This is a genomic window from Microbacterium esteraromaticum, from assembly GCF_017303215.1.
Classification (GTDB): Bacteria; Actinomycetota; Actinomycetes; order Actinomycetales; family Microbacteriaceae; genus Microbacterium; species Microbacterium esteraromaticum_C.
The window spans coordinates 1,824,338-1,849,994 of sequence record NZ_JAEMWU010000001.1 but is presented as its reverse complement, the minus strand read 5'-3'; the positions used below and the strand labels follow the sequence as shown (position 1 = coordinate 1,849,994).

The 25,657-nt window shown below is 67.8% G+C and carries 27 protein-coding genes and 1 tRNA gene; 9 read left to right on the top strand and 19 right to left on the bottom strand.

Annotated elements, in window-relative coordinates; all coding sequences use genetic code 11:
* Nucleotide 1: 1 nt before the first annotated feature.
* The 6 genes from mutM to JF543_RS08445 form a co-directional block, all read right to left on the bottom strand.
* Nucleotides 2-904, bottom strand: coding sequence for a bifunctional DNA-formamidopyrimidine glycosylase/DNA-(apurinic or apyrimidinic site) lyase (gene mutM, locus JF543_RS08470; protein ID WP_206823732.1), 903 nt, complete (start codon nucleotides 902-904; stop codon nucleotides 2-4).
* Nucleotides 905-910: 6 nt separating this feature from the next.
* Nucleotides 911-1,603, bottom strand: a complete 693-nt coding sequence (rnc, locus tag JF543_RS08465; RefSeq protein WP_179411001.1) for a ribonuclease III — start codon at nucleotides 1,601-1,603, stop codon at nucleotides 911-913.
* An 11-nt stretch (nucleotides 1,604-1,614) separates the two neighbouring features.
* Nucleotides 1,615-1,824, bottom strand: a complete 210-nt coding sequence (rpmF, locus tag JF543_RS08460) for a 50S ribosomal protein L32 (RefSeq protein ID WP_179411002.1) — start codon at nucleotides 1,822-1,824, stop codon at nucleotides 1,615-1,617.
* 2 nt (nucleotides 1,825-1,826) lie between these two features.
* Complete coding sequence (locus JF543_RS08455; protein WP_179411873.1) at nucleotides 1,827-2,375, bottom strand: YceD family protein; 549 nt, start codon at nucleotides 2,373-2,375, stop codon at nucleotides 1,827-1,829.
* Nucleotides 2,376-2,433: 58 nt separating this feature from the next.
* Nucleotides 2,434-2,931, bottom strand: coding sequence for a pantetheine-phosphate adenylyltransferase (gene coaD / locus JF543_RS08450; protein ID WP_179411003.1), 498 nt, complete (start codon nucleotides 2,929-2,931; stop codon nucleotides 2,434-2,436).
* Between the two features lie 114 nt (nucleotides 2,932-3,045).
* Nucleotides 3,046-5,217 (bottom strand): ATP-dependent DNA helicase RecG, encoded by a 2,172-nt coding sequence (locus JF543_RS08445; RefSeq protein ID WP_206823730.1) that lies wholly within the window; start codon nucleotides 5,215-5,217, stop codon nucleotides 3,046-3,048.
* 75 nt (nucleotides 5,218-5,292) lie between these two features.
* Here JF543_RS08445 and rsmD point away from each other — a divergent pair, with 75 nt between their 5' ends.
* Nucleotides 5,293-5,859, top strand: coding sequence for a 16S rRNA (guanine(966)-N(2))-methyltransferase RsmD (gene rsmD, locus JF543_RS08440; RefSeq protein ID WP_179411005.1), 567 nt, complete (start codon nucleotides 5,293-5,295; stop codon nucleotides 5,857-5,859).
* Between the two features lie 22 nt (nucleotides 5,860-5,881).
* Here the strand turns inward: rsmD and JF543_RS08435 are convergent, their stop codons facing one another.
* Nucleotides 5,882-6,430, bottom strand: coding sequence for a TetR/AcrR family transcriptional regulator (locus JF543_RS08435; protein ID WP_206823728.1), 549 nt, complete (start codon nucleotides 6,428-6,430; stop codon nucleotides 5,882-5,884).
* A 94-nt stretch (nucleotides 6,431-6,524) separates the two neighbouring features.
* Here JF543_RS08435 and JF543_RS08430 point away from each other — a divergent pair, with 94 nt between their 5' ends.
* Complete coding sequence (locus JF543_RS08430; RefSeq protein ID WP_179411007.1) at nucleotides 6,525-7,025, top strand: HPP family protein; 501 nt, start codon at nucleotides 6,525-6,527, stop codon at nucleotides 7,023-7,025.
* Between the two features lies 1 nt (nucleotide 7,026).
* Here JF543_RS08430 and thiL read toward each other — a convergent pair whose 3' ends face one another.
* On the bottom strand, nucleotides 7,027-8,031 hold the full coding sequence (gene thiL / locus JF543_RS08425; protein WP_179411008.1) for a thiamine-phosphate kinase: 1,005 nt from the start codon (nucleotides 8,029-8,031) through the stop codon (nucleotides 7,027-7,029).
* Between the two features lie 23 nt (nucleotides 8,032-8,054).
* On the opposite strand from thiL, the gene JF543_RS08420 reads away from it, so the two are divergent.
* Nucleotides 8,055-8,528 carry a DUF3515 family protein gene (locus tag JF543_RS08420; protein WP_206823724.1) on the top strand — a complete coding sequence of 158 codons (474 nt, stop codon included), beginning with the start codon at nucleotides 8,055-8,057 and terminating at the stop codon, nucleotides 8,526-8,528.
* A gap of 19 nt (nucleotides 8,529-8,547) precedes the next feature.
* Here JF543_RS08420 and JF543_RS08415 read toward each other — a convergent pair whose 3' ends face one another.
* The 7 genes from JF543_RS08415 to JF543_RS08385 all read right to left on the bottom strand — a co-directional run bounded on the left by JF543_RS08415 (nucleotide 8,548) and on the right by JF543_RS08385 (nucleotide 16,075).
* The gene (locus JF543_RS08415; RefSeq protein ID WP_206823723.1) at nucleotides 8,548-9,636 is read right to left on the bottom strand and encodes a D-alanine--D-alanine ligase family protein; all 1,089 of its coding nucleotides are present in this window, start codon (nucleotides 9,634-9,636) and stop codon (nucleotides 8,548-8,550) included.
* Nucleotides 9,542-10,672, bottom strand: a complete 1,131-nt coding sequence (locus JF543_RS08410) for an NAD(P)H-dependent glycerol-3-phosphate dehydrogenase (RefSeq protein WP_218847956.1) — start codon at nucleotides 10,670-10,672, stop codon at nucleotides 9,542-9,544. Before JF543_RS08410 ends, JF543_RS08415 begins: the two co-directional genes overlap by 95 nt.
* Complete coding sequence (locus JF543_RS08405; protein ID WP_206823722.1) at nucleotides 10,662-11,411, bottom strand: lysophospholipid acyltransferase family protein; 750 nt, start codon at nucleotides 11,409-11,411, stop codon at nucleotides 10,662-10,664. The genes JF543_RS08410 and JF543_RS08405 overlap by 11 nt, the downstream gene beginning before the upstream one ends.
* A gap of 4 nt (nucleotides 11,412-11,415) precedes the next feature.
* On the bottom strand, nucleotides 11,416-12,780 hold the full coding sequence (murA, locus tag JF543_RS08400; RefSeq protein ID WP_179411012.1) for a UDP-N-acetylglucosamine 1-carboxyvinyltransferase: 1,365 nt from the start codon (nucleotides 12,778-12,780) through the stop codon (nucleotides 11,416-11,418).
* Between the two features lie 104 nt (nucleotides 12,781-12,884).
* The gene (gene leuD / locus JF543_RS08395) at nucleotides 12,885-13,481 is read right to left on the bottom strand and encodes a 3-isopropylmalate dehydratase small subunit (RefSeq protein WP_179411013.1); all 597 of its coding nucleotides are present in this window, start codon (nucleotides 13,479-13,481) and stop codon (nucleotides 12,885-12,887) included.
* On the bottom strand, nucleotides 13,481-14,908 hold the full coding sequence (leuC, locus tag JF543_RS08390) for a 3-isopropylmalate dehydratase large subunit (RefSeq protein WP_206823721.1): 1,428 nt from the start codon (nucleotides 14,906-14,908) through the stop codon (nucleotides 13,481-13,483). Before leuC ends, leuD begins: the two co-directional genes overlap by 1 nt.
* A 177-nt stretch (nucleotides 14,909-15,085) precedes the next feature.
* Nucleotides 15,086-16,075: a TerC family protein gene (locus JF543_RS08385; RefSeq protein ID WP_179411015.1), complete on the bottom strand. Its 990-nt coding sequence runs from the start codon at nucleotides 16,073-16,075 to the stop codon at nucleotides 15,086-15,088.
* A gap of 225 nt (nucleotides 16,076-16,300) precedes the next feature.
* Between JF543_RS08385 and JF543_RS08380 the strand changes: the two genes are divergently transcribed.
* The 3 genes from JF543_RS08380 to JF543_RS08370 all read left to right on the top strand — a co-directional run bounded on the left by JF543_RS08380 (nucleotide 16,301) and on the right by JF543_RS08370 (nucleotide 18,834).
* A complete protein-coding gene (locus JF543_RS08380) occupies nucleotides 16,301-16,855 on the top strand; it encodes an RNA polymerase sigma factor (protein ID WP_179411016.1) in 555 nt (184 codons plus the stop codon).
* Complete coding sequence (locus JF543_RS08375; RefSeq protein ID WP_206823719.1) at nucleotides 16,852-17,949, top strand: DUF4349 domain-containing protein; 1,098 nt, start codon at nucleotides 16,852-16,854, stop codon at nucleotides 17,947-17,949. Before JF543_RS08380 ends, JF543_RS08375 begins: the two co-directional genes overlap by 4 nt.
* Before the next feature lie 78 nt (nucleotides 17,950-18,027).
* A complete protein-coding gene (locus JF543_RS08370) occupies nucleotides 18,028-18,834 on the top strand; it encodes an SDR family oxidoreductase (protein WP_206823717.1) in 807 nt (268 codons plus the stop codon).
* A 51-nt stretch (nucleotides 18,835-18,885) separates the two neighbouring features.
* On the opposite strand, the gene JF543_RS08365 is transcribed toward JF543_RS08370, so the two are convergent.
* Nucleotides 18,886-18,958, bottom strand: a tRNA-Glu gene (locus JF543_RS08365).
* 154 nt (nucleotides 18,959-19,112) lie between these two features.
* Between JF543_RS08365 and JF543_RS08360 the strand changes: the two genes are divergently transcribed.
* Nucleotides 19,113-19,748: an MBL fold metallo-hydrolase gene (locus tag JF543_RS08360; RefSeq protein ID WP_206823715.1), complete on the top strand. Its 636-nt coding sequence runs from the start codon at nucleotides 19,113-19,115 to the stop codon at nucleotides 19,746-19,748.
* A 5-nt stretch (nucleotides 19,749-19,753) separates the two neighbouring features.
* Here JF543_RS08360 and pepN read toward each other — a convergent pair whose 3' ends face one another.
* Together pepN and JF543_RS08350 are read right to left on the bottom strand one after the other, a co-directional pair.
* The gene (gene pepN / locus JF543_RS08355) at nucleotides 19,754-22,231 is read right to left on the bottom strand and encodes an aminopeptidase N (protein ID WP_206823713.1); all 2,478 of its coding nucleotides are present in this window, start codon (nucleotides 22,229-22,231) and stop codon (nucleotides 19,754-19,756) included.
* 41 nt (nucleotides 22,232-22,272) lie between these two features.
* Nucleotides 22,273-23,463: a trans-sulfuration enzyme family protein gene (locus tag JF543_RS08350; RefSeq protein WP_206820617.1), complete on the bottom strand. Its 1,191-nt coding sequence runs from the start codon at nucleotides 23,461-23,463 to the stop codon at nucleotides 22,273-22,275.
* A 113-nt stretch (nucleotides 23,464-23,576) separates the two neighbouring features.
* On the opposite strand from JF543_RS08350, the gene JF543_RS08345 reads away from it, so the two are divergent.
* Together JF543_RS08345 and JF543_RS08340 are read left to right on the top strand one after the other, a co-directional pair.
* Nucleotides 23,577-24,068, top strand: coding sequence for an Lrp/AsnC family transcriptional regulator (locus tag JF543_RS08345; RefSeq protein ID WP_206820618.1), 492 nt, complete (start codon nucleotides 23,577-23,579; stop codon nucleotides 24,066-24,068).
* 39 nt (nucleotides 24,069-24,107) lie between these two features.
* On the top strand, nucleotides 24,108-24,587 hold the full coding sequence (locus JF543_RS08340) for a carboxymuconolactone decarboxylase family protein (RefSeq protein WP_179411023.1): 480 nt from the start codon (nucleotides 24,108-24,110) through the stop codon (nucleotides 24,585-24,587).
* 12 nt (nucleotides 24,588-24,599) lie between these two features.
* Here the strand turns inward: JF543_RS08340 and JF543_RS08335 are convergent, their stop codons facing one another.
* Entirely contained in the window at nucleotides 24,600-25,595 is a 996-nt protein-coding gene (locus tag JF543_RS08335) for a pirin family protein (RefSeq protein WP_179411024.1), read from the bottom strand.
* Between the last annotated feature and the right edge of the window lie 62 nt (nucleotides 25,596-25,657).

Sequence of the window (25,657 nt, the reverse complement as noted above, 5' to 3'; positions counted from 1 at the left end):
GTCAGCGTGCCTCGCGTCTGCGCTGGCACCGAGGGCAGTAGTGCGACGACCGGTTCATGAACGCGTCGCGCCTGATCGCTCCGCCGCAACGCGGACACGCTTCTCCCCCGCGCCCGTACGCGTTCAACGAGTGCGCGAAGTAACCCGCCTGTCCGTTGACGTTGACGTACTGGGCGTCGAAGCTCGTTCCGCCCTCGGCCAACGCCTTCTGCAGCACGAGGCGCACTTCGCCCAGCAGGCGACGTACGGACTGCGGCGACAGCGCTCGCCCGTGCGTCTCGGGGTGAATCCGCGCAGCCCAAAGCGCCTCATCGGCGTAGATGTTGCCGATACCGCTGACCAGGGTCTGGTCGAGCATGATGCGCTTGACCGCACTCGACCGGCGACGCACAGCGTCCACGAACAGACGATCATCGAAGGCCTGATCCAGTGGGTCTCTGGCGATGTGCGCCGCCTGAGACGGAACCAACGCGAGATCGCTCCCCCAGCCGCCGGCCGCGCCGTCCGTAGTCGCCAACAGGGCATCCACCGCAAGGGAACCGAAGGTGCGCTGGTCAGCAAATGCCACCGCAAGCCTGCCGTGACGGGGATGCTCGATATGCACGCGAACGCGCTCATGGCGCTCGCGGTCGGCATCCGACTCACGCAACAGCATCTGCCCGCTCATGCCGAGATGCGCGATCAGCGCATCCGTTCCCCCTGCCAACGGCATCCAGAGGAACTTGCCGCGACGGACGACTGCGCGTACGCGCTGCCCTTCCAGACGCGCGACGAAGTCAGCCGCGCCCGCACCATGGCGCGTGAGCGCGCGCTCGTCGAGCACCTCGACGGCCGCGATCGTCGCATCGACGATCGCCGGCGCCAGGCCAGCACGAACGACCTCGACCTCAGGCAGCTCCGGCACGCCGGGTCAGTCCCGGTCGCTGAGCTGACGCCATGCGGTCAGTGCAGCCGCCATCTCGGCGGTCTTCTTGCTGCTGCCGACACCGGTGCAGGCGAGTTCGCCAACGCGCACCGTCGCCGTGAACACACGATCGTGATCCGGACCGGCTGACTCGATGGAGTAGCTCGGCGGCGTCCTGCCCAGCCGAGCCGCAAGCTCCTGCAGGCTGGTCTTAGGATCCATCGCCGCGCCGTACCGTTCCGGGTCGGCAAGCAAGGGCTTCGTCAGCCGCAGCACCAGATCGGTGGCCGCATCGGGACCCGCCGATAGGAAGACAGCACCGAACACCGCTTCCATGGTGTCGGCGAGGATCGAGTCCTTGTCTCGCCCACCGGTCTGTTCCTCACCCCTGCCGAGGCGGAGGTGCTCTCCCAGACCGATACCGCGAGCGACCTCGGCGAGGGCGACCGTGGAGACGACGCTTGCGCGCCGTTTTGCCAGATCACCCTCGTCGAGGTCGGGAAGCGTTGTGAAGAGCATCACGGTCACCGCAAGACCGAGGACGGAGTCTCCAAGAAACTCCAGCCGCTCGTTGTTGGGGATGCCGCCGTGCTCGTATGCGTACGAACGGTGCGTGAGCGCCCGTTCCAGCAACGCAGAGTCGATCTCAACGCCGAGCTTCTCAGTGAGCGGAATTTCTCCCGTGAGAATCTCGGACATGAGTCAGCTGATCAGACGTCGGCGACCTTGCGGCCCTTGTACTCCAGGAACAGCTCGGTGCCCTGCGAGTCGGTGACGACCTTCGCCTGGTGGGGACGGCTGTAGACGACCTTGCCGTTCTCGACGGTCTTCACCAGAGCGGTGGGGGTCGCCTTCCACTGCGCGCGGCGCGAGCGGGTGTTCGAACGGGAGACCTTGCGCTTCGGGGGGTTACCGGCCATGACTAGCTCTCTTCTTTCTCGGCGGCGCGGCGCTCTGCCGTGCCGTCCTGGTCTGTGATCTGTCGGAGCGCACTCCACCGAGGATCGATGGGGGTGTCACTCTCTGCACCGGCGCTCTCGGTCAGCTTCTCGCCCGTCACAGGGTCGAGCCCCAGGCAGTCCGGCTGACACACCGGCTGAAATGGAAGCGACAATACGATCGCATCCCTGACAAGAGTTTCAAGATCCACGTGGTCGTCTTGAACTTCGAAGTCAGTTTCTTCCTCACCAGGATACGCGAAAAGCTCCTGGAACTCGACTTCGACAGGCGCAGAGATGTCGGTGAGGCAGCGACCGCACACTCCGACGTAGTCGGTATCTGCGGTTCCGGACACCAGGATGCCCTCGTGAACCGCCTCGAGCCGCACATCGAGGCCGAGCGACTCGCCGGCTTCGACCGTGACGATGCCCTCACCCCATTTGTCGGTGAGCGTCACCTCGAATCGATGCTCGCGCATCTCTCCCGGCTTGCGGATGATGTCGCGGACGGGCAGGAAAAACGGTCCGTTCACTCGGGATTTCACCCCGCCATGCTACCTGCCCTGACGATGCGTCGGGGCCGACCGGGTATCAGAGGCCGCGCGCGCCGGTGTCGAGGAAGGACGCGACGACAGGCGGGACGAAGGGAGACACGTCGCCGCCCAGCGCGGCCACCTGCCGCACCAGCGAGCTCGACACGAGGGCGTGTGCTGGGTCGGGCAGCAGGAACACCGTCTCGATGTCGGCGAGGTGACGGTTCACGATCGCCATCGGCGATTCGTACGCCACATCGACCTGTGAGCGGATGCCCTTGACCAGCACTCCGGCATTAACATCGCGCGCATAGTCGACGAGCAGGCCCATGCTCCATGAGCCCACGATGATGTGCCCTTCGAGCCCGGCCTCGGCGATCGACTGCTCCAGCAGCGTCATCCGCTGGGCGATCGGCAGCATCGCCTCTTTGCCCGGGTTGTGCACGACGAGCACATGCAGTTCGTCATACAGGCGCGCGGCACGCGCGATCACATCGAGGTGACCGAGCGTGGGTGGGTCGAAAGACCCCGGAACGACGGCGATTCGACTGTTCACTTCGACTCCCTCTGGTCGCTCAGTACGGCGCACTTCGACTCCCTCTGGTCGCTCAGTACGGCGCACTTCGACGAGCCCGTCCGCGCGACCCAACGCATGCGAACAGCCTACCGGTCAGTTCTTTCCCAACGCCGCGCGGTCGGCGTCGCTCACGCGCCGGTTAATCGCGCCGCGCAACCCCGGGTGCTCATCGAGCGACGGATCCGCGATGAGGATGCTCTCGGCGAGATCACGGGCATGGGCGATCAGTCCGGCATCCTTCACCACCCGGAGCAACCGCAGCGATGACTTGACCCCGGCCTGCGAGGCTCCGAGCACGTCGCCCTCGCCACGCAGGTCGAGGTCGACCTCGGCGAGTTCGAAACCATCGAGGGTCGCGGCGACGGCTTCGACGCGCTCCCGTGCCGGGGTTCCTGCTTCTGCCTCGGTGACCAGCAGGCACAGCCCCGCATGCTCACCACGTCCGACCCGACCGCGCACCTGGTGCAGCTGCGACACGCCGAAGCGATCGGCGTCCATGATGACCATCATCGAGGCGTTGGGCACATCGACCCCGACCTCGATAACCGTCGTCGCGATCAGCAGGTCGAGCTCTCCTCGCGCGAAGGCCTGCATCACGGCATCCTTCTGCTCGGACGGCATCTTGCCGTGCAGTACCGCGCTGCGCACCTTCGACAGAGTCGGGTGCGTCGCCAGCGCCTCGGCGAGCTGCACCACACCCCATTTCGGCCCCTTGCCCTCGACGTCCGGCGGCGGCGCCTCATCGGATTCGACGGACTCCTTGGCCGTGTCGATGGCGGCACACACGGCGAAGACCTGGCGCCCCTGGGCGATCTCCTCGCCGGCACGTTCCCACACCCTCCCGAACCACTCGGGCTTCTCGGCGAGCGGCGCGACGAAAGTCTGGATGCCGGCCCGACCGGCCGGCATCGAACGGATCACCGACGTGTCGAGGTCGCCGAACACCGTCATGGCGACCGTGCGCGGAATCGGTGTCGCGGTGAGCACGATCGCGTGCGGCGCGGTGCCTTTGGCCCGCAGGCTCTCACGCTGTTCCACGCCGAAACGGTGCTGCTCGTCGACGACGACGAGGGCGAGATCGGCGAACGTCGTCTTCTCGGAAAGCAGAGCGTGCGTGCCGATCACGATCAAGGACTGACCGGATGCCACGCGCAGCGCAGCCCGGCGCCGCTCGGGCACCGTCATCTGGCCCGTGAGCAGCGTCGGAATGACCTCGGCCGACAGGTCGGGACCCAGCATGCGGGTGATCGACCGCAGGTGCTGCGCTGCGAGCACCTCGGTCGGGGCGATCAGCGCTGCCTGCCCGCCCGACTCGGCGACCTGCAGCATGGCGCGCAGCGCCACGAGCGTCTTGCCCGATCCGACTTCACCCTGGATCAGCCTGTTCATGGGGCGGTCTGCGACCAGATCGGTGGCGATCTCGTCCCCCACGCGCTGCTGATCGGGGGTCAGCGTGAACGGCAGCGCCGCGTCGAAACGCTCAAGCAACCCACCCTCAGTTGCACGACGCGGTGTGGCCGTCAGCGACCGCACCTGTTCGCGTTGCTGCAGCAGTGCGGTCTGCAGCACCAGCGCCTCGTGCATGCGCAGCGTGCGCACCGCGGGGTCGACATCGCCACGGCGCCTAGGACGGTGGATCTGCTCCAGTGCCTGGCGTGCCGTGAGCAGCCCCTCACGCTCGCGCAGGTGGTCCGGCAGCGGATCGGGCACCTCGCCGAGCTTGTCGAGCACCGACGCCACCATCTTGGCGAACTGCCAGCTCTGCACCGCCGATGTAGCCGGGTAGATGGTGATCGGCACGTCCTTGTGCGCGTCGGCCTTCCGGTACGCCGCCTCGGTGTCATCGAACAGCTCGTAGTCGGGGTGCGCGAACTGCAGGGTGTTGTTGAACACACTCACTTTGCCCGAGAAGATGCCGCGCCGGCCCACTGCCAGCTCTTTCGCGCGCCATTCCGCCTGCCCGACATTCTTCGCGAAGAAGGTCAGCGACATGCGGCCGATGCCGTCACCGATCGTGACCTCGGTCATCGCGCCGCGCCGGTTGCGCATCGGGCGCGCGCCCGACGAGAGCACTTCAGCGACGATCGTGACGGTTTCACCGATGGGCAACTGGATGATCGGCGTCAGTTCACCGCGGTCGGCATAGCGACGCGGGTAGTGACCGAGCAGCTGCCCGACCGTGCTCATACCGAACGCGCGTTGCAGAGAACGTGCGGTCGATGTGCCGAGAGCCTCGGTCAGCGGCGTGTCGAGCTCGAAGGACATGCTCCGAGTCTAGGGATGCCCACCGACGCGGCGACGCGTCGCGGGGCGGCCGCATGCGTGTCGTATCGTGAACGGATGACCAGGATCATCGCCGGCGGAGCCCGCGGCGCACGGCTCAGCGTTCCCGGCACCGGCACCCGCCCCACCAGTGATCGCGTGCGCGAATCGCTGTTCGGGGCGCTGGAGTCGATGGATGCCCTCGACGGGGCGCGCGTGCTCGATCTGTATGCCGGCAGCGGCGCACTCGGCCTGGAGGCCTGGAGCCGCGGCGCGGAGTCGGTCGAACTGGTCGAGCTGTCCCGCCCCGCGGCGACAGTCGCAGGACGCAACGCGGCGGTCGTGGCGAAAGCGCTCGGCACTTCGACGACTGCGAAAGTCCACCAGAGCGCCGTGCACGCCTTCCTGACGCGCACGCAGGGACCGTTCGACCTCGTCTTCATCGACCCGCCCTACGACCTCGACGATGCGGCGATGACCGCGGATCTGGTCGCGCTCACACCCGTGCTGAGCGATGACGCCGTGGTCGTCATCGAGCGCGGCAAGCGCGCCACTCCCCCTGACCTGGATGCCGCGGGCTTGGACCTGCTGCGCAGCAAGACCTACGGCGACACGACGCTGTGGTGGGCGACGCCCGCGATGTGAGCAAAGGCGGATGCCCGAGACGTCAGTGCTCCAGCATCCGCGCCGCGGCAACCCTGGCCTGCACGGCGGCGACTGGGTCGCCGTCGATCCCCGCGGTCACCATGCACCCTTCGGCGAGCAGGAAGACGGCGTCCGCGGCAGACCGGGGCGCGCCCGTCTCGCTCACCGCGCGGTCGATGAGCTCCCGCAGCCGAGCCTTGTGGCGGCGGACGGCGGCGACCACATCCGGTGATGTCCCACCGAGTTCGCCGAACGCGTTGATCCAGGCGCATCCGCGGTGCCCCTCGTCGGCAAGCCACTCGGCCAGCCAATCGAAGATCGCCAACACGCGTGCGTGCGGATCGGCGTGCTCGTCGACGTGGGCCGCCAGCGCCGCATGCCAGCGCTCGTCACGGCGGTCGAGCATCGCAACCGCGATAGCTTCCTTGCCGCCGAACAGCGCATAGATGCGTTTCAGCGGCAGGCCTGACGCCGAGCGCAGGGCGTCCATGCCGACGGCCTGGTATCCGCGCTCGTAGAACAGCTCTTCGGCCGCGTCGAGCAGTCGATCCGCGTCAGAGTCCTGTTTCATGGCCGCCACCTGTCCGATTTGGTGCGAGAACGATCGTTCTCTACACTACCAGACGAGAAGAGAACGATCGTTCTCACACAGTGGAGGAAAGCACATGTCGTCGCACACCGGACTGATCCCCGCCAGCCAGGCACCCGCACGCCCCGGGCTGCCGACCGTGCTGATGGCAACCCTGACGGCGGCCGCCGCCCTCGCCGCGCTCGTCGGCCTCGGTGCCGCCTCCGGCCAGTTGCTGCTGATCCCGCCCATGGCTGCCAGTATGGCGCTCATCGCCGGGGCCCCGACGCTGCCGCTCTCGCAGCCCCGCCACGTCATCGGCGGCCAGGTGATCTCGGCAGTCGCGGGCGTACTCGTCGGCTTCGCCAGTCACTCGCTCTGGGCGGGCGCCATAGCCGGTGGCGTCGCTCTCGCCGCCATGATGCTCACCCGCACATCGCACTCACCGGCCGCGGCAACCGCGGTGATCGGGGCGATGACCGCCGAGGGGCGGGTCGAGTTCGTCATCTGCGCCGGACTCTCGGCGGTCGTGCTCGTGCTGTTCGGTGTGCTGCGCAGCGCACTCACGCGCACGGCATACCCGGCGTACTGGTGGTGAGCTACAGCGAGCCGTCCCAATCCCGATAGGGGTCCCATCCCCGGTGCTCGATCGGCTCACCGTCCAGCAGCACGCCGTCCGCCGCGCGGTCGGTGACGACACCGATCGGGCGGAAACCATTCGGCATGGTGCCGGGCGGGAAGGTCGCCAGCAGGCCGTGATCCTCTCCCCCGCCGATCGCGCGAGAGATATCGATCCCACCGGTCAGTGCATCGAGCGCCGTCGTCGACAGCGCGATCGTCACGCCCGAGGCATCCGCCATGCGCGACGCATCGAGCGCGAGTCCGTCGGAGACATCCATCATCGCAGTCGCACCGGCATCCGCCGCCACCGCCCCCAGGGCGATCGGCGGAAACGGGCGCAGCTGCACGTCCAATGCCCGCTGCTCGGCAGCATCCAGCATGCTCCGGTCCACCGCGACCGGCGTCTCGCCGTCGCGGAAGCGCCCGAACAGCAGCGCCAACCCCGCGGCCGCGGCCCCGAGGTCGCCGGCGAGGGCGACGACGTCGCCGGGACGTGCCCCGGCGCGCGTGACGGCCGTACGACCACCGAGATCGCCGAGCGCCGTCACAGCGATCATCAGCAGCTCCGAGACCGTCAAGTCACCGCCGATCACCGAGCATCCGGGGGCGAGCTGTGCGCACGCCTCGCGGAAGCCATCGGCCATCTGCTCGACGAACGACAGACGCGTCTCGCGCGGTACGGCCAGCGACACCAACAGCCCCGTCGGTACCGCCCCCATCGCCGCGACGTCGGCAAGGTTCACGGCCGCGGCCTTCCAGCCCAAGTCGTATCCGCTCGACCAGGCGGCACGAAAATCAGGGCCCGACACGAGCGTGTCGGCCGTGGCGACCACCGAACCCGACGGCGCCGCGAGTACGGCGGCGTCATCACCCGGGCCCAACACCGAATGCGCTGCCGGCGCCGTGCGAGCGAGGATCGCCCGCAGCACCGTCCCCTCGGAGATATCGCCGATGCGCGGGTCGTCGTCCGAAGCGGATGCCATGCTGACAACGGTAGCCTGGAATCATGCTCCGTCGTCTCGCCCTCGTCGCTGGAGCCTTCTCGCTCCTCACCCTGACCGCCTGCTCGAGCACGGTCGCGCTGGAACCGGCGAAGGACGCGAACAACCCCCTGTGCGCCGAGGTGACCGTTCGCCTGCCCGATGCCGTCTCCGGCGAGGACCGCCGCTGGACCGACGCGCAGGCGACCGGCGCCTACGGCGACCCGGCAAGCGTCTTCGTCTCGTGCGGCGTGACGGTGCCCGGACCGACGAGCGAACTGCAGTGCATCACGCTCGAGGGCATCGACTGGCTCGTCGACGAGTCGCAGGCACCGATGATGCGCATGACGACCTACGGTCGCAACCCCGCCGTCCAGGTGTTCGTCGACACCGAGGTCGTCAGCGCGAACGACGCACTGTCGAACGCCGGCATCGTCTCAGGAGTGCGAATGATCCCCGCGACCAGCGCATGCACCGAGCCGAACGAGCTGCCCGAATAGGGCAGCCCGCCGGCATCGATCAACGGTGCAGACCGGCCTCGATCAGCTCGGTGATGAGGTCGCGATAACTCAGCCCCGAGGCGATCCAGCACTTCGGGAACATCGAGATCGGCGTGAACCCGGGCATCGTGTTCAACTCGTTGACGACCAACCGTCCTTCGGGCGTCACGAAGAAGTCCACCCGGGCCAACCCCCGACCGTCGACCGCTTCGAACGCGCGGACGGCGGCCTCCTGGAGCTCAGCGATCAGCGACTCATCAACCTCGGCCGGGCAGACGATGTCGACACCGTCGCCGCCGAGGTACTTGCCCTCGAAATCGTAGAAACTGCGCGTGGTCAGCACGACCTCACCAGGCAGAGAAGCCCGGGCCCGCGCGCCGTCTCGACCGGCGAGCACACCCACTTCGATCTCGCGGCCCGAAACCTGCGTCTCGATGAGCACCTTCGGGCTCTCGGCGAACGCGATCCGCAGAGCCTCGTCGAGCCCCTCACCGCCATCGACGCGTGAGACTCCCACGCTCGAACCGGCGTCGGACGGCTTGACGAACACGACATCGCCCAGCTCGGACACAGCACGACGAATGCTCTCGGGATCGCTCTCCCAATCGCTCTGGCGCACGGTGATGCCCGGTGCCACTGCGATCCCCGCCGCCGACAGCGCGAGCTTGGTGAAGTGCTTGTCGAGGCACACGGCAGAATCAAGGATGCCACCGCCGGCGTAGGGCACGTCCAGAACGTCGAAGAAGCCCTGGATCGCGCCGTCCTCGCCATGCAGACCGTGCAGCAGCGGCAGCACCACGTCGATCCGCCCGAGGTCGACCGTCGAGCCGTCCGGAGCGGCGACGCGCAGCATCCGATCTCCACCCGGTTCGGGCCACCGCACCCGCGTGCCGTTGTCGACGACCTCGGGCAGGTGGTCGGCGTCGAGAGGGAACTTCTCGGGTCGGTCCTCTTCGAGCACGAAGGCGCCGTCGCGGGTGATCCCGACCGGGATCACCTCGTAGCGCTCGCGGTCAATCGCGCCCAGCACTCCGCCCGCCGTTGCGGAACTGATCGAATGCTCGCTGGAGCGTCCGCCGAAGAGCACCACCACCGTCTGCTTGTCCATGATTGGTTCTCTCCTCCTGCGGAGTGTCGTCGTCCGTCGTCAGATGCGGGGCAATATCGCGGGGGTCCATGCGTCCGTCGAGCACCATCTTCACCTGCTCGACGATGGGCATGTGCACCTCGGACTCACGGGCCAACTGCAGCACCGGAGCCACCGAGGCGAGCCCTTCGGCGGTCTGCTCCATTTGCTTGATGACGTCCTGAAAGCTGTACCCCTGGCCGAGCAACCGGCCCGCGGTGTTGTTACGGCTGAGGGGCGACTGGCACGTGGCGATCAGATCGCCGAGCCCCGCGAGCCCCTGCAGCGTCTCGGGCCGCGCACCGTTGGCCACCGCGAAGTCGGTCATCTCGACGAGCCCGCGGGTGATGATCGATGCCTTGGTGTTCTCGCCGTATCCAACACCGTCGACGATGCCGATCGCCACGGCGATGAGGTTCTTCAGCACCCCGCCGAACTCGGTGCCGATGACATCGGTGTTCACGAAGGAGCGGAAGTACCGGTTGCGCGCCGTGCGCGCGACAGCATCCGCCGTCTCCTGACTACGCGAGGCGATGACGGCCGCGGTCGGGTGCTCGCGCGCGATCTCGAGCGCGAGGTTGGGTCCGGATGCCACGGCGATGCGTTCAGGATCGCAGCGCAGCTCTTGCTCGATCACCTGGCTCATACGCAGCCCCGACGAGCGCTCGACGCCCTTCATCAGACTGACGATCGGCGCGTCGCCCTCGGCCAGCAGCGGACGCAGCGCCTTGAGGTTCTCGCGCAACGACTGGCTCGGCACCGAGAGGTACACCTGATCGGCGCCCTCGAGTGCCCGGGACAGATCGTGCGTGGCAAGCATCGTGCGCGGTAGGTTGATGCCCGGCAGGTACTTCGAGTTGCGCTTGGCCTCGGAGATCTCGTGTGCCAGCTCGGGACGACGCGCCCACATCGTGACCTGGGCCCCGCCGTCGGCGAGAATCTTGCCGAATGTCGTGCCCCAGCTTCCGGCACCGATGATGGTGGCGCGCGTGGCCGCGCCCGGTCTCTTACGGTTCAAGGCGCCCCGTCTCGTTCTGGCCGTGCTGCGCGGGGTTCCAGCGCTGCGCGGGTGCCTGCTCGCCGCGCAGCTCTTCGAGCAGCGCCGTGATGGCGGCCATCAACCGGTCGGTCGCTTCGGCAAGCACGCCCGGCTCACCGGCGCGGCCCCGCAGATCCGAGAGGTCGACCGGGTCGCCGTACAGCACGTGCACGGGCTTGCGCGGCGGCCACAGGCTCAGGCCCTTCTGGTAGCGGCCCATGATCTTCTGCGTTCCCCAGTGCGCGACCGGGATCAGCGGGATGTCACCGGTCAGCGCCAGGCGCACCGCGCCCGACTTGCCGCGCATCGGCCACAGGTCGGGGTCACGCGTCAGCGTGCCTTCGGGGTACACGATCACACCGCGGCCGTGTTCGACGAGCTCGCGTGACTGCGCCATCGTCTGCTTCGCCGCGGATGCCGACGACGTGCGCGCCACGGGGATCATGCCGCTCTTGCGCAGCACCCACCCGACCACGGGCACCCGGAACAGACTCTCTTTGGCCATGAAGCGCGGCAAGCGACCTGTGCGGAACACCGCGAGCGCGATGATCAGCGGGTCGAACTCCGAGTAGTGGTTGGGCGCGAGCACGAAGGCTCCCTGCCGGGGTAGCTTCTCGTCGCCACGCACGGTGACCTTGGCGATCAGACCGAGCACCGGCACCACGATCGCCGCGAGCGGCCAGAAGATGCTGGGACGACTGCGTTCGGATACTGCCATCAGATCACCGGACGACGTCGAAGTCCGCGCCCAGCGCCTCGAGCTTGTCGAGGAACTTCTCGTAGCCGCGGCTGAGGATGTCGACGCCGGAGACCTGCGACTCGCCCTCAGCGGTCAGCGCGGCGATGACGTGGCTGTACCCGCCGCGCAGGTCGGGCACCACGATGTCGGCCGCGTGCAACGGCGTGGGGCCGGTGATGACCGCCGCCTGCTCCAGCTCACGGCGCGGAACGCGACGGGGACCATCCTGCAGTCCGTGCGGGTGCACGACGATGTCGGCGCCCATCTTCACGAGTGCCTGTGTGAAGCCGAAGCGGTTCTCGTACACGGTCTCGTGCACGGTGGAACGGCCGTGCGCCTGCGTCAGCGCGACGATCAGCGGCTGCTGCCAGTCGGTCATGAAGCCGGGGTGCACATCGGTCTCGACGATGACCGGCTTGATCTGCCCGTCGCGACGGAACAGGATGCCGTCCTCCTGCACATCGAACCAGCCGCCGGCCTTGCGGAACACATTCAGGAAGGTCAGCATCTCTTGCTGCTTCGCGCCGCCGACGAAGATCTCGCCGTCGGTGGCCAGCGCTGCGGCTGCCCACGAGGCGGCCTCGTTGCGGTCGAAGATGCAGCGGTGGTCGTAGCCGCGCAGGTGCTCGACGCCTTCGATCAGGATCACTCGGTTGGGCTCGTAGGAGATGATCGCGCCCATCTTCTGCAGCACGGCGATCAGGTCCATGATCTCGGGCTCGATGGCCGCATTGCGCAGCTCGGTCACGCCCTTGGCACGCACAGCGGTCAGCAGCACCTGCTCGGTGGCGCCGACACTCGGGTACGGCAGGTGGATGTTCGCGCCCTTGAGCCCGTTGGGAGCCGACAGACGGATACCGTTGGGCTCCTTCTCGACGACGGCGCCGAACTTGCGCAGCGCATCGAGGTGGAAGTCGATCGGACGATCACCGATGCGGCAACCTCCGAGGTCGGGGATGAACGCCTGACCGAGACGGTGCAGCAGCGGGCCGCAGAAGAGGATCGGGATGCGGGAGGCCCCGGCATGCGCGTCGATCTCTTCGTAGTGAGCGGACTCGACCGCACTCGGGTCGAGCACGATCGCACCGGGCTCGTCGCCCTCGGTGACGGTCACTCCGTGCACCTCGAGCAGAGACCGCACCACGGCGACATCGCTGAGATCCGGCACATCACGCAGCGTGCTGGCGGTCTCACCGAGCAGTGTCGCCACCATCGCCTTGGTGGCGAGGTTCTTCGCGCCCTTCACGTCGACCCGGCCGCGCAGCGGCCTGCCTCCTCGGATCGCGAGCACGGATGCGGTGGGAACCGTGGTCGGCTCAACTGCTGCTTCGTGCGCGGATGTCGTCATTCGGGCCTCTTCTTCGTCTGAGCAGACGCAGCGGTCGCCGCGTCCGGTTTGATCACGGCGGATGCCGCGGGGGCTTGTGACCCCCGGCCCACCCCGCTCCTCGTCTATCGGACGGGGAGCGTGCGTGGCCGCCACGACGCGCGGCGGGCCTCGAACTGAGCGATCTTGTCTTCGTTGCGCAGCGTGAGCCCGATGTCATCGAGCCCTTCGAGGAGCCGCCATCTAGTGTAATCGTCGATGCCGATGGAGGCCTGGAAGCCCCCGATCGTGGCGGTGCGCGCTTCGAGGTCGACCGTGATCTCACGACCGGGCTCCTCATCGATCAGCGCCCAGATGCGCTCGATATCCGCGTCATCGACAGTGGCGGCGAGCAGCCCCTGCTTTCCGGCGTTGCCGCGGAAGATGTCAGCGAACCGCGGGCTGAGCACGACCTTGAAACCGTAATCGCGCAGCGCCCACACGGCGTGCTCGCGGCTGGATCCGGTGCCGAAGTCCGGACCGGCGACGAGCACCGATGCCTGTTGGAAGGGCTGCTGGTTGAGCACGAACTCGGGGTCCTGGCGCCAGGCGTGGAACAGAGCGTCGTCGAAACCGGTCTTGGTGACCCGCTTGAGGAACACCGCCGGGATGATCTGGTCGGTGTCGACGTTGGAGCGCTTCAGGGGCGCTGCCACTCCGGTGTGCGTGGTGAACTTCTCCATCAGTTGCTCCCCTCCAGGTCTGCGGGACTCGACAATGTGCCTCGGACGGCGGTCGCGGCGGCGACCAGCGGCGACACGAGGTGGGTGCGCCCACCCTTGCCCTGGCGCCCCTCGAAGTTGCGGTTGGATGTCGACGCGCAGCGCTCGCCCGGCTCCAGCTGGTCGGGGTTCATCCCCAGGCACATCGAGCACCCGGCGAAGCGCCATTCGGCGCCGAACTCCTCGACGATCCGGTCGATGCCCTCAGCCTCGGCCTCCAGGCGCACGCGGGCCGAGCCCGGCACGACCATGACGCGCACACCGTCAGCCTTCTTCTTGCCCTTGATGACCGAGGCGAATGCGCGCAGGTCCTCGATCCGGCTGTTCGTGCACGACCCCATGAAGACCGCGTCGACCTTGACCTCCTTCAACGGAGTGCCCGGGGTGAGGTCCATGTACTCGAGCGCCCGCTCGGCGGCGGCGCGCTCGTTGGCATCCGAGATCGCGGCCGGGTCGGGAACCGCAGCCGACAGCGAACTGCCCTGACCGGGATTCGTTCCCCACGTCACGAACGGCTCCAGCTCGTTCGCGTCGATGAACACCTCGGCGTCGAAGACGGCACCCTCGTCGGTCGGCAGAGTGCGCCAGTACGCAACCGCGTCCTCCCAGTCCTGGCCCTGCGGCGCGTGCGGCTTGTCCTTGACGTATGCGAAGGTCGTCTCGTCGGGGGCGACCATGCCGGCACGGGCGCCGGCCTCGATCGACATGTTGCAGATCGTCATGCGCCCCTCCATGGAGAGGGCGCGGATCGCGCTGCCGCGGAATTCGAGCACGTAGCCCTGACCGCCGCCCGTGCCAATCTTGGCGATGACGGCGAGGATGATGTCTTTTGCCGTGACGCCGGGGCGCAGCTCGCCCTCGACGGTGATCGCCATGGTCTTGAACGGCTTCAGCGGCAGCGTCTGCGTGGCCATGACGTGCTCGACCTCGCTGGTGCCGATTCCGAAGGCCATGGCGCCGAACGCCCCGTGCGTCGACGTGTGCGAGTCACCGCACACCACGGTGACACCGGGCATCGTCAGCCCCAGCTGCGGACCGACCACGTGCACGATGCCCTGCTCGGCGTCGCCCAGCGAATGCAGGCGCACACCGAACTCGTCCGCATTACGGCGCAGCGTCTCGATCTGCGTGCGACTGGTGAGGTCGGCGATCGGCTTGTCGATGTTCAGCGTCGGCGTGTTGTGATCCTCGGTGGCGATGGTCAGATCCCGCCGACGCAGGGGACGACCCTCGGTGCGCAGGCCGTCGAACGCCTGCGGGCTGGTGACCTCATGCAGCAGGTGCAGGTCGATGTAGATCAGATCGGGCTCGCCGTTCTCGCCCTGTACGACGAGGTGATCGTCCCAGACTTTCTGCGCGAGAGTCCTGGGCTGCGTAGTGCTGGTCATGCGGTGTGTTCCTTCTGGCTCGATGGGTCGGCCCGCGTTGAACGCCGCGACGAGGAAGGCCTGGATCAGATCCCGTCGCGGCTGCTAAGAAGAAGAACCACCCGCCGCATGCCGGTCAGTTTACACGGCGGCGACGGGTGGTTCTGCGCGTATGTCAGCGGGCCCGAGTGGGAACGATCAGCGCTTCAACGCTGCGCGCTTCTCACGGTTCGATGCGATCAGGCTCGCGATCGTGGCGACGGCCATCGACGAGATGATCACACCGAGCGAGACCCAGTTGCTGATCTCAGGTGCCCAGGCGATCGACTCGCCGCCGTTGATGAACGGCAACTCGTTCTCGTGCATGGCGTGCAGGATCAGCTTGATACCGATGAAGCCGAGGATGAAGGCGACGCCGTAGTGCAGGTACTTGAGCTTCTCGAGCAGGTCGCCGAGCAGGAAGTACAGCTGGCGCAGACCCATCAGCGCAAACAGGTTCGCCGTGAACACGATGAACGGGTCGGTGGTGACACCGAAGATGGCGGGGATCGAGTCGACGGCGAACATCAGGTCGGTGATGCCGAGTGAGACGAAGACGATCAGCATCGGCGTCCACATCTTCTTGCCGTTGACGACAGTGCGCAGCTTGGGTCCGTCGTACTCGTCGCTGATCGGGATCACGCGGCGCACCATGCGCACGATGAAGCCCTCGGTCTGCTGATCGTTGTCGTGCTTCTCGGGCAGCGCCTGCCGCACCGCCGTGAACACGAGGAACGCACCGAAGATGTAGAAGATCGGGCTGAGGTGCTCGACGGCGGCGCCGACGATGATGATGAAGATCGCGCGGAGCACGAGCGCGATGATGATGCCCACCATCAGCGCCTCCTGCTGATAGCGACGCGGCACCGAGAACTGCGTCATGATCAGCACGAACACGAAGAGGTTGTCGATGGAGAGGCTGTATTCCATCGCCCAGCCGGTGAGGAAGTCCAGTGAGGTCTTCGAATCACCGATGAAGTAGAGCACGCCCGCGAAGATCAGCGCGAGCGAGACGTAGAACGCCACCCACAGGCTCGATTCCTTGGTCGAGGGGATGTGGGGGCGCTTGAGAATCAGCAGCAGGTCGGCGATGAGGATCACCGTCAGGACCACCAGAGCGGTGATCTCGAACCAGACAGGAATGGTCAAGGTCGAAGTGCCTTTCGAAAGGGTATGGCGTGAGCCGAAAGTCTCTCCCCGCACGACGTGCGTCGCGCGGCCGGAGCAGCTTTGATGGTGCTCGTGATGACGATCCGCGCGAAGACGGGATACTCCCTTTCGCTCGAACGATCGTACCCGAGTCTGAGACGATGAGTGCGCCGACGACACTCAGTCAGTGAGAGACAGTTCTGCACGACGACGATCGGATGGGATATGCCGGGCACCGACGACCGCGACTTGGCGGCACGAGCCGCATCCGGCGACCAGGACGCCTTCCGCGCGATCTTCCGCACCCATGTCAAGCCGGTGTACTGGATCGCGCACGGCATCCTCGGATCGCCGGCGGATGCTGAGGACGTCACCCAGGAGACGTTCGTGGTGGCGTGGCGCCGGTTGCCCGGGCTGGAGCTGGTCAACGACTCGCTGCTGCCCTGGTTGGCGACCATCTGCCGGTTCCAGGCCGCCAATCGCCTGCGCGTGCTGCGCCGGGATCGGCGGAACACCGCGGATGCCGTCGATGAGACGGTCGCCGACACCGTGAGCGTCGAGGATCAGGTCATCACCGCGACGCTCGCAGAGCGCATCGCCACGGAGGTGAACCTGCTCGATGACGTGGATCGCAAGATCTTCGCGCTGTGCGCCGTCGAGGGCTACAGCTATCAGGCGGCCGCCGAGCAGCTCGGTGTCAGCCATGCCGTCGTGCGCAACCGTCTCTCCCGAGTCCGCACGCGCCTGCGCGGTGCTGCGGGGGAAGTGAGAGACGCATGAACGACAACGACAACCCGACGCTTCCGCCCCTGAGCGACGCCGGTATCGCGCGCATCGAGCACGAGGTGTTCGCTCAGGTCGCCGATGAGCCGCGCGAGGCGCCCGCACCGCGGACGGACATGAATCGCGCGCGTCGACGCCGTCGCCGCTGGGTGACCGGCGTCTCCATCGCCGCGGCGTTCGTCGGTGGCATCCTGATCGCTCCCCCGTTGCTCAGCGCCGTCTCGCCATTGGCGGTCAACGAATCCATGTCTGATGATGCGGGCTGGCAGGAAGGACCGGTTGCAGCGACCGATGAGATGGTGGCGTCGGATGCCGCCATGGAGTCCATGGACTCCGCGGCGGGGTCGGCTGACATGGCGACGGACGGCCGCGAGATCATCTCGATGGCCGATATCGGCCTGCAGGTGACCGATGTCGGCGCGTCGGTGGAATCGATCGGTGCGCTGGCGGCTGAGTACGGCGGGTACGTCGAGGCGACGGATGTCGGGATGTCGCCGGATGCTGCCATGACCGAGCCGGGAATGCCGAGCTTCGGAGGGAACGGCTGGATCAGCATCCGCGTTCCCGCCGAGGACCTCACCGCCGTCATGGAGGCTCTGGGTGATGAGGGCGAGGTGCTGCGCTCGTCGGTGTCGCGGCAGGACGTGACTTCGGTGGTCGTCGACCTGCAGGCCAGGGCGGATGCCGCTCGCGCCTCGGTCGAGCGTCTCACCGAGCTGATGGCGCAGTCCGGTTCGGTGGGCGATCTGATCGCTGCGGAGTCCGCGCTCAGCGAGCGCCAGGCGCAGCTGGAGAGCTATGAGCAGCAGCTGAAGGGTCTCGATGAGCAGGTGACGATGGCCACGGTGTCGATCTCACTGACCGAGACGCCCCGGACGACCGCTGACCCGGCTGGATTCGTGGACGGTCTGATCGCCGGCTGGAACGGCCTGATCGTCTCGCTCAACGCGATCGTGGTGGCGTTCGGCTTCATCCTGCCGTGGCTGGCGATCGTCGGCGTGGCGGGCCTGCTGATCTGGTGGGCGCTGCGGCGTCGGCGGACACGCGCGGCGACCGGCGAGAAGGCGGACTCCGCAACCGAGTCCGCGTGATGCGATGCCCCGCCGCGTTTTCACGCGGCGGGGCGCGCGGCCCTATCCCCCGGGCGCGCGCTTCGGTAGCGTTCCCCCATGGCAGCGCAGCTCTTCTCGCCACGGCGGGCGATCGTGACAGCATCCGACTCGGGCATCGGCGCGGCGACGGCCATCGCCCTCGCCGACGCGGGCATGGATGTCGGCATCACGTGGCACAGCGACGAGACCGGGGCGCAGCGGACCGCGGCGGCGGTGCGAGAGCGCGGCCGCCGCGCGGCCGTGTCACGCTTCGACGCGACCGATCTCGACCGGGTCGCGGGAGTGATCGACCGACTGACCGATGAACTCGGCGGACTCGATGTGTTCGTCAACAACGCCGGCGCGAGCGCGCGCAGACCGGTGCTCGATGTTCCTCTCGCGGAATGGCGGCACACGATCGCGTTGAACCTCGATGGTGCCTTCGCGGGCTTGCAGGCAGCCGCACGTGGCATGGTCACGGCCGGTCGTGGCGGGCGGCTGATCGCTGTGACGAGTGTGCATGCGCAGCAGCCGCGTGTCGGCCTGTCGGCGTACATCGCCGCCAAGCACGGCCTGTCGGGGTTGATCAAGAACCTCGCGCAAGAGCTCGGTGCCCACGGCATCACGGCGAATGCGGTCGCGCCCGGCGAGATCGCCACACCCGCGACCGGCATGACGTCGGCCGATGCCGACCGCACGCACCGCCCCGGCGTTCCCCTGGGGCGACCGGGCAAGGCCGAGGAGGTCGCTGCGGTCGTCGCGTTCCTGGCCTCACCCGAAGCGTCGTACGTCACGGGTGCCGAGTGGGTCGTGGACGGCGGGATGCTGCAGATGGGCCCGCAGGGCGGCTCGCACCTTCTCGACGACGCCTGGCGCCGCGGCTGATCCGGATACGAAGAAAGCCCCCCGATGAATCGGGGGGCTTTCTTCGTGTTGTGACCCCAGCGGGATTCGAACCCGCGTTACCGCCGTGAGAGGGCGGCGTACTAGGCCGCTATACGATGGGGCCGTCCCGGCCCGTTTTTTCCGGGCCGTTCCTGCAACTGTTCAAGTATGACACGACGATTCCAGGCGATCCAAATCGGGGCCCTAATACCGTGCATCGCGGGCGTGTCGCACTGATGAACCTTGCCTGTCGAAGCGACTCGGAGTTGACTGCGGGCATGCGCATCACCAGACACGAGCACGCCGCGCTGCGCCTGGAGCACGACGGCCAGACCCTGCTGATCGACCCGGGAGCATTCACCGCTCCCCTGGACGGCCTGTCGGATGTCGTCGGCGTCATCATCACTCATGAGCACCCAGATCATTGGACTGCGGTGCACCTGGATCGGATCCTGCAGGCGGCTCCCGGCACGCCGATCTTCAGCACGGCAGCCGTCGCCGCGGCCGCCGACCACCTCGTGACGACTGTTGCCCCCGGCCAGACGTACGCGGTCGGCGCGTTCTCGTTGCGCTTCTTCGGAGGGGAGCACGCGGTGATCCACTCGTCGCTCCCCACGATCGAGAACCTTGGGGTGCTCGTCAACGACACGTTCTACTATCCCGGCGACTCGTACGCTCTCCCCGACGACGTCGCCGTCGATATGCTCGCCGCACCCCTCGGAGCGCCCTGGCTCAAGATCGGCGAGGCAATGGACTTCGTGCTCGCTGTCGCTCCCCGGCGCTGCTTCGGCACCCATGACATGACGCTGTCGACGATCGGGCGCAACATGCACCGCGAGCGACTGCGTTGGGCCACCGAGCAGCACAACGGGGAGTTCTACGACCTCGATCCCGGGATGTCCGTCGACGCCTGACGACGCTACTGCGCGGCGCGCACGCGCAGATCGCGCGCGAGGCCGTCGCGCTGCTCGATCACGAGCCGCCGCAGTGATGCGGGCGCCGCCGGGTGAGCCTCGAGCCACGCGTCGACGTCGTCGAGCGAGTCAGACGCCGGGAACAGACCGATCACGAGACGCCGCGCGATCTCGATGCTGCGCTCCTGCCAGGCCGGCAGGATGCGCTCGAAGTAGCCGGCATCGAGCGCGCTGACAAGGTCGCGTCGGCCACCCGCCTGCACCCCGTCGATCGTGGCGCTCAAGTGATCGTTGCTGAGCTCGTGGTCCTCCCACGCGGAGTGCCATGCGGCGGTGCGCGACTCGATGACAGGCTTCGACCACAGCGCGCGGATCGATGCCGTTCGTCCGCTCGCGGTGTCGTCTCGCTCGAGTTCGGCTTCGATGTCCTCCCCCGCCGCGTTGCCCGTCGTGCTCAGCGCTGTCAGCAGCGCCCAGCGCAGGTCCGGATCGACCGGCAGCCCCTCGGGTGCGTCACCTTCGAGGATGGCCCTGGCCTGCGCGGCGCGGGCGTCATCGTACGCAGACGCCGAGGCGAAAGCCCGCGCCCAGGACTGCTGTGCGTCGCTTCCCGGATCTGCCGCGGTGAGAGCCTCCCACGTCGTGTCGAGCCATTCCCGACGCTGCTGAGGGCGCCGCGCGTCCGGCACGTAGTGACCGATGGCATAGGCGGTGTTGGCGAGTACGCCGGCGAGAAGGCCACCGTTGTGCTCCGCCGGCGCGTGCGCAGCGACGATCCGCAGATACCGTTCAACGGAAAGCTCGCCGTCGCGTGCGGCGTTCCACAGCGACGACCACACGAGCGCGCGCGGCAACGGTTCGAGCGTCGAGAGCGCCTGTTCGACAGCATCCAACGAACGCTCGTCGAGCCGCGCCTTCGCGTACGTGAGGTCGTCGTCGTTGAGCAGCACCAGGTCAGCGTTCGGGAAGCTCACGGGCGTGGACTCGTCGACGATGTCGAGTTCGACGATCTCGCGGCGCGTGAGCCGCCCCTCGACGAGGTCATAGAGTCCGACGCGAAGACGATGCGGGCGCGGGTCGCTCTGCACGAGCACCCGCGAGCCGTCGGGCGCGGTCTCCAACCAGAGGGTCGACATTCCGCTGGTCTGCAACCACGCACGCGACCAGCTGCGCACGTCGCGACCCGAGACCTCCTCCAGCTGCACGAGCAGGTCCTCGAGTGTTGTGTTGCCGAAGGCGTGCGCGGCGAAGTAACGGCGCGCCCCCTCGAAGAAGTGCTCTTCGCCGACGAATGCCACGAGCTGCTTGAGCACCGAGGCGCCCTTGGCGTACGTGATGCCATCGAAGTTGAGCTTCGCGGCCTCGAGGTCGGCGATGTCAGCGACGATCGGATGCGTCGTGGGCAGCTGATCCTGCTGGTAGGCCCAGGCCTTGCGGTTGGCGGCGAAGCGCACCCAGGCATCGTCGTACCGCGTCGCGGCGGCCGATGCGTGTGCCCCCATGTAGTCGGCGAACGACTCTTTGAGCCACAGGTCGTCCCACCACCGCATGGTGACGAGGTCGCCGAACCACATGTGCGCCATCTCATGCAGGATCGTGTTCGCGCGACCACCGCGCTGCGCGTCGGTGGGTGCGCCGCGGTGGATGTAGGCCTCAGTGAACGTCACCAGCCCGGGGTTCTCCATGGCTCCGAGGTTGTACTCGGGTACGAAGATCTGGTCGTACTTGCCCCACGGATAGGGGTAGGCGAACGCATCCGTGAAGAAATCAAGACCCTGCTGGGTGACCTCGATCACGTCGTCGGACTCGAGATGTTCGAGCAGCGATGCGCGGCACAGCACGCCGAGTGCGATGCGCTGCTCGCCACGGGTCCACTCCGCGTCGATCCGCGCGTACGGACCGGCGGCGACCGAGGTGATGTAGCTGGAGATGGGGAGCGTCGGTGCGAACTCGACGCTCTGCACCCCGATGCCCTCGGTCACGGTCACCGGAGACTGGTTCGACAGTACCTGCCACCCCGCGGGAGCCGACACCTCGAACGTGAAGGCGGCCTTCATGTCGGGCTGTTCGAAGCAGGCCATCACCCGGCGCGAGTCGGCCGGCTCGTACTGCGTGTACAGGTAGGTCTGGCCGTCGACGGGGTCCTGAAAGCGGTGCATACCCTCGCCGGAGCGACTGTACGTCGCGATCGCTTCGACGCGCACTGTGTTGCTGTCGGACAGTCCGTCGAGCTCGATGCGCGCACCGTCGTACCGCACCTCGCGCTGCTCGCCGTTGACCGTGACCGAGGTGACCGCTTCACCGATGAAGTCGAGCCAGGTCGAGTTCTCTCGGGCGTCGAAAGTCAGGGTCGTCACGGTCGGGAATCCGGTTCGCGCCTGTTCGGGCGCGCCGGTGAGGTCGAGTTCGACGCGCACCTCCCGCAGCGTGATCGACGCTGCGCGGTGGGCGGTCTCTTCCCTGGTGAGGTTGGCGGAGCTCATGCATCCATCGTGTCACGTCATGGAACGCGCCACGGTCGCGCTCAGACGGCGGCGACCGCGGGCGCCTTGACGAGCGCCTGTTCGAGATCGGCGATCAGATCGTCGACGTTCTCGAGCCCGATCGACAGGCGCACGATGTCGGCACCGGGCCGCGCCTCGGGCGCGACGGGTCGGTGCGTGAGCGCCGCCGGATGCTGGATGAGCGAGTCGACGCCACCCAGCGAGACGGCGTGCGTGAACAGGCGCACAGCACCGGTGACCGCCTCGGCCGCCGCGTATCCACCGGCGAGCCGGATGGCGACCATGGCGCCGCCTCCGCGCATCTGACGGCCGATCAGGCCGCGTGTGTCGTCGAACTCGGGGTAGCGCACCTCGAGAACGGCCGGGTTGTCTTTGAGGCGCAGTGCGATCGCACGGGCCGCGGCCTGCTGGGTCTGCATGCGCACGGGCAGGGTGGGCAGTCCGCGGTGCAGCAGGTAGGCCCCCAGCGGATGCAGCAGCGCTCCGGTGATGGCACGGACCCGGCGGAGCGCCGCGGCCGTCTCTTCAGAGCACGCGATGACGCCCGCGATCACGTCGCCGTGACCGCCGATGTACTTCGTGGCGCTGTGCAGCGACATCGCCGCCCCCAGATCGAGCGGGTTCTGCAGCAGCGGTGTGGCGAAGGTGTTATCGACCATCACCGGGACATCGCCCGCCTGGGCGACGACGGCGGCGATATCGGCGAGTTCCAGCGTGGGGTTGGCGGGTGTCTCGAGCACGACCAGGCCCGTCTCGGGGCGGATGCTGGCGGCGACGGCGTTCTCATCGCAGAAGGTCACTTCAGCACCGAGCAGTCCGGTGGCCAGCAGGTGGTCGGTGCCACCGTAGAGCGGGCGCACCGCCACGATGTGGCTCTTACCCGCACCCGTGGTGTGCGCCAGCACGGCCGCCGTGGTTGCGGCCATCCCCGAAGCGAACGCGACAGACGCCTCGGCGTGCTCCAGTTCGGCCAGCGCCTCTTCGAACCGCGCGACGGTCGGGTTCCACAGTCGCGCGTAGACGTTGCCGCCGTCAGGCAGCGGATGCCCGCCGTTGGCCATCGACTCGTACGAGTCGCCGCCGTGCAGGATGTCGGGCAGCGGGTTGGTCGACGACAGGTCGATGGGCGCGGCGTGCACGCCCAGGGCGCCGAAGTCGGAGCGTCCGGCGTGGACGGCGATGGTGTCGGGATGCAGCGGCTGGTCGGACATGACCCTATGGTGCGCCGTTTCGACAGTCCTTTCCAGATGGGTTGTCGAGGGAGGCGTAAGCTGGCGCTGATCTTGCTCGTTGAGCAACCAACCATCCGGATGGGGAGTCGAACTTGGCCACAGCACAGCGGCCGGACAGCGGTGTCGACGCGCTCGACCTGCGCATCCTCGGCGCCCTCGTCGAACATCCCGAAGCCTCAGTGAAGGAACTCGCCGCGATCGTCGGCATTCCGGCATCCACATGCGCGTTCCGGCTGCGCACGCTGCGCGCGCGGGGCGTGGTCTCGCCGCCGCGGCCGCACATCGATCCGGCCGCCGTGGGCGCGCCGGTGCAGGCGATGATCCGTGTTCGGCTCGGCAACCACAACAAGATCGGTGTCGAGGCGCTGTTCGACGCACTCACAGCGACGACGGGCGTGCTGCAGGTGTTTCACATCGCGGGTGCGGACGACTTCATCGTGCACGTGGCGGTGTCGGATGCCGCCGCGCTGCGCGACATCGTGCTCGAGCGGATCACCGTGCACGACGTCGTGCGCGCGACCGAGACACAACTGGTGTTCGAGTTGCGCGAAGGCGCCGGAGTCGTGCCGCGCCCCGGAATGTGATCGGATGCTGTTGACCCCCTCATGATTCAAGGAGAGAGCATGCGCCCGTACCTCGACAAGGCGTCCCCCGCGGCCTGGAAGGCAGCATCCGCGTATTCGGCGGCCATCGCCGAGGAGGCGGAACGGCTGGGACTGACCCTGCAGGAGGCCGAGCTGATCAAGGTGCGGGTCTCGCAGCTCAACGCCTGCGCGTTCTGCCTCGATCTGCACTCGCGCGAAGCACGCGGCGCCGGCATCGTGCAGCAGCGCCTCGATCTGCTGCCCGCGTGGCGCGAGTCGGCGCTGTACTCCGAGCGTGAGCGCGCCGCGCTGGCGGTCGCCGAGGCCGCCACCCGCCTGCCGTTGAGCGAAGAGCTCAAGGCCGACCTCTCGGGCGCACAGCACACGCTGGGCGACGAGGCGTTCGTCGCCGCCGAGTGGGTGGCGCTGACGATCAACATGTTCAACCGCGTATCGATCCTCAGCGACCACCCGGTGCGTCCGCGCGATGCCGGTGGAGAGCCGATCACCCGGTCGTAGCCGGGTCGTGCCTCACGAGCGGGGTCGCAACCGTACGGTGGGGAGCGCCGGTGCCGGCAGCGGAGGTCGCTGTCCGTCGGCGAATGGTCCGAACAGCGAGGGCTTACCGGCATCCTTCGGGTCGACGGGGTCGAAACCCAGTTCGGCCTGATACCGCCGACGGTACTCGGCGATCTCGTCGTGGCTGCGGCCCACGAAGTTCCACCACATCACGATCTGTTCCCCCAGCGGTACTCCGCCCAGCAGGATCGCCCGCGCGCCGTCCCGGCCCGCTGTGATGCGCAGCGTGTCTGCGCCGACCGGTGCATAGCCGAGCGAGCGATGAGCGACGGCGGTGCCGTTCAGGGTGAGATCACCCGTCTCGGCGAGCACCGCGTGTTCGAAGTCACGGCGCGCGCTCAGCGTCACCTCGGCGCGTGGTGCGAGCACCAGTTCGGCGCCAAGCAGGTCGGGGGTGCGGGTATCGACCGGCGAGGTGGAACCGGCCAGGCTGCCGATGAACACGCGCACCGTCGCTCCGGGCAGTTCGACGGGCGGCGGCGCATAGTGCGTGAACTGGTGCGGGCTGAACCGGGTGGCGTCGGGCAATGCGTACCAGAGCTGCACACCGTGCAGCACAGCCGTGTCGGGCGCGCTGATCTCTTGGTGGGTGATGCCCTGCCCCGCGATCATCAGGTTCAGCTCCCCCGGCAGCACCGCGGCGGACACACCGCTGGAGTCGAGATGGTCGATACGACCGGTGAACAGCCACGAAACGGTCGCCAGGCCGGTGTGCGGATGCCGGGGAACCACCATGCCGCCCGTGCGGGCCACGTCATCGGGCCCGTAGTGGTCGAGAAAGCACCAGGCCCCCACGAGGGAACGTTGCCGCTGCGGGAGCGTGCGGAACACCGTCATCGCACGGGGCCCGCCGAGCGGCACCTCGCGGGGCGTCAGCACCTCGACCTCGGTGCATGGCTCCCCCGCCGTGAGTACGGCCGGTTGCGGGTTCTGCTCGGGATTGGTCACCGGCGGCCTCCTCGATCTGCTGACGCCTGCGGTCAGCGTACCTCTCGTGGCGCGGGCCGCGA

Excerpts from the sequence above, each read along its gene's own strand:
- rnc (WP_179411001.1), bottom strand. The coding sequence starts at position 1,603 with ATGTCCGAGATTCTCACGGGAGAAATTCCGCTCACTGAGAAGCTCGGC.
- rpmF (WP_179411002.1), bottom strand. The coding sequence starts at position 1,824 with ATGGCCGGTAACCCCCCGAAGCGCAAGGTCTCCCGTTCGAACACCCGC.
- JF543_RS08445 (WP_206823730.1), bottom strand. The coding sequence starts at position 5,217 with ATGTCCTTCGAGCTCGACACGCCGCTGACCGAGGCTCTCGGCACATCG.
- rsmD (WP_179411005.1), top strand. The coding sequence starts at position 5,293 with ATGACCAGGATCATCGCCGGCGGAGCCCGCGGCGCACGGCTCAGCGTT.
- JF543_RS08435 (WP_206823728.1), bottom strand. The coding sequence starts at position 6,430 with ATGAAACAGGACTCTGACGCGGATCGACTGCTCGACGCGGCCGAAGAG.
- JF543_RS08430 (WP_179411007.1), top strand. The coding sequence starts at position 6,525 with ATGTCGTCGCACACCGGACTGATCCCCGCCAGCCAGGCACCCGCACGC.
- thiL (WP_179411008.1), bottom strand. The coding sequence starts at position 8,031 with ATGGCATCCGCTTCGGACGACGACCCGCGCATCGGCGATATCTCCGAG.
- JF543_RS08420 (WP_206823724.1), top strand. The coding sequence starts at position 8,055 with ATGCTCCGTCGTCTCGCCCTCGTCGCTGGAGCCTTCTCGCTCCTCACC.
- JF543_RS08415 (WP_206823723.1), bottom strand. The coding sequence starts at position 9,636 with ATGGACAAGCAGACGGTGGTGGTGCTCTTCGGCGGACGCTCCAGCGAG.
- JF543_RS08405 (WP_206823722.1), bottom strand. The coding sequence starts at position 11,411 with ATGGCAGTATCCGAACGCAGTCGTCCCAGCATCTTCTGGCCGCTCGCG.
- murA (WP_179411012.1), bottom strand. The coding sequence starts at position 12,780 with ATGACGACATCCGCGCACGAAGCAGCAGTTGAGCCGACCACGGTTCCC.
- leuD (WP_179411013.1), bottom strand. The coding sequence starts at position 13,481 with ATGGAGAAGTTCACCACGCACACCGGAGTGGCAGCGCCCCTGAAGCGC.
- leuC (WP_206823721.1), bottom strand. The coding sequence starts at position 14,908 with ATGACCAGCACTACGCAGCCCAGGACTCTCGCGCAGAAAGTCTGGGAC.
- JF543_RS08380 (WP_179411016.1), top strand. The coding sequence starts at position 16,301 with ATGCCGGGCACCGACGACCGCGACTTGGCGGCACGAGCCGCATCCGGC.
- JF543_RS08375 (WP_206823719.1), top strand. The coding sequence starts at position 16,852 with ATGAACGACAACGACAACCCGACGCTTCCGCCCCTGAGCGACGCCGGT.
- JF543_RS08370 (WP_206823717.1), top strand. The coding sequence starts at position 18,028 with ATGGCAGCGCAGCTCTTCTCGCCACGGCGGGCGATCGTGACAGCATCC.
- JF543_RS08360 (WP_206823715.1), top strand. The coding sequence starts at position 19,113 with ATGCGCATCACCAGACACGAGCACGCCGCGCTGCGCCTGGAGCACGAC.
- pepN (WP_206823713.1), bottom strand. The coding sequence starts at position 22,231 with ATGAGCTCCGCCAACCTCACCAGGGAAGAGACCGCCCACCGCGCAGCG.
- JF543_RS08350 (WP_206820617.1), bottom strand. The coding sequence starts at position 23,463 with ATGTCCGACCAGCCGCTGCATCCCGACACCATCGCCGTCCACGCCGGA.
- JF543_RS08340 (WP_179411023.1), top strand. The coding sequence starts at position 24,108 with ATGCGCCCGTACCTCGACAAGGCGTCCCCCGCGGCCTGGAAGGCAGCA.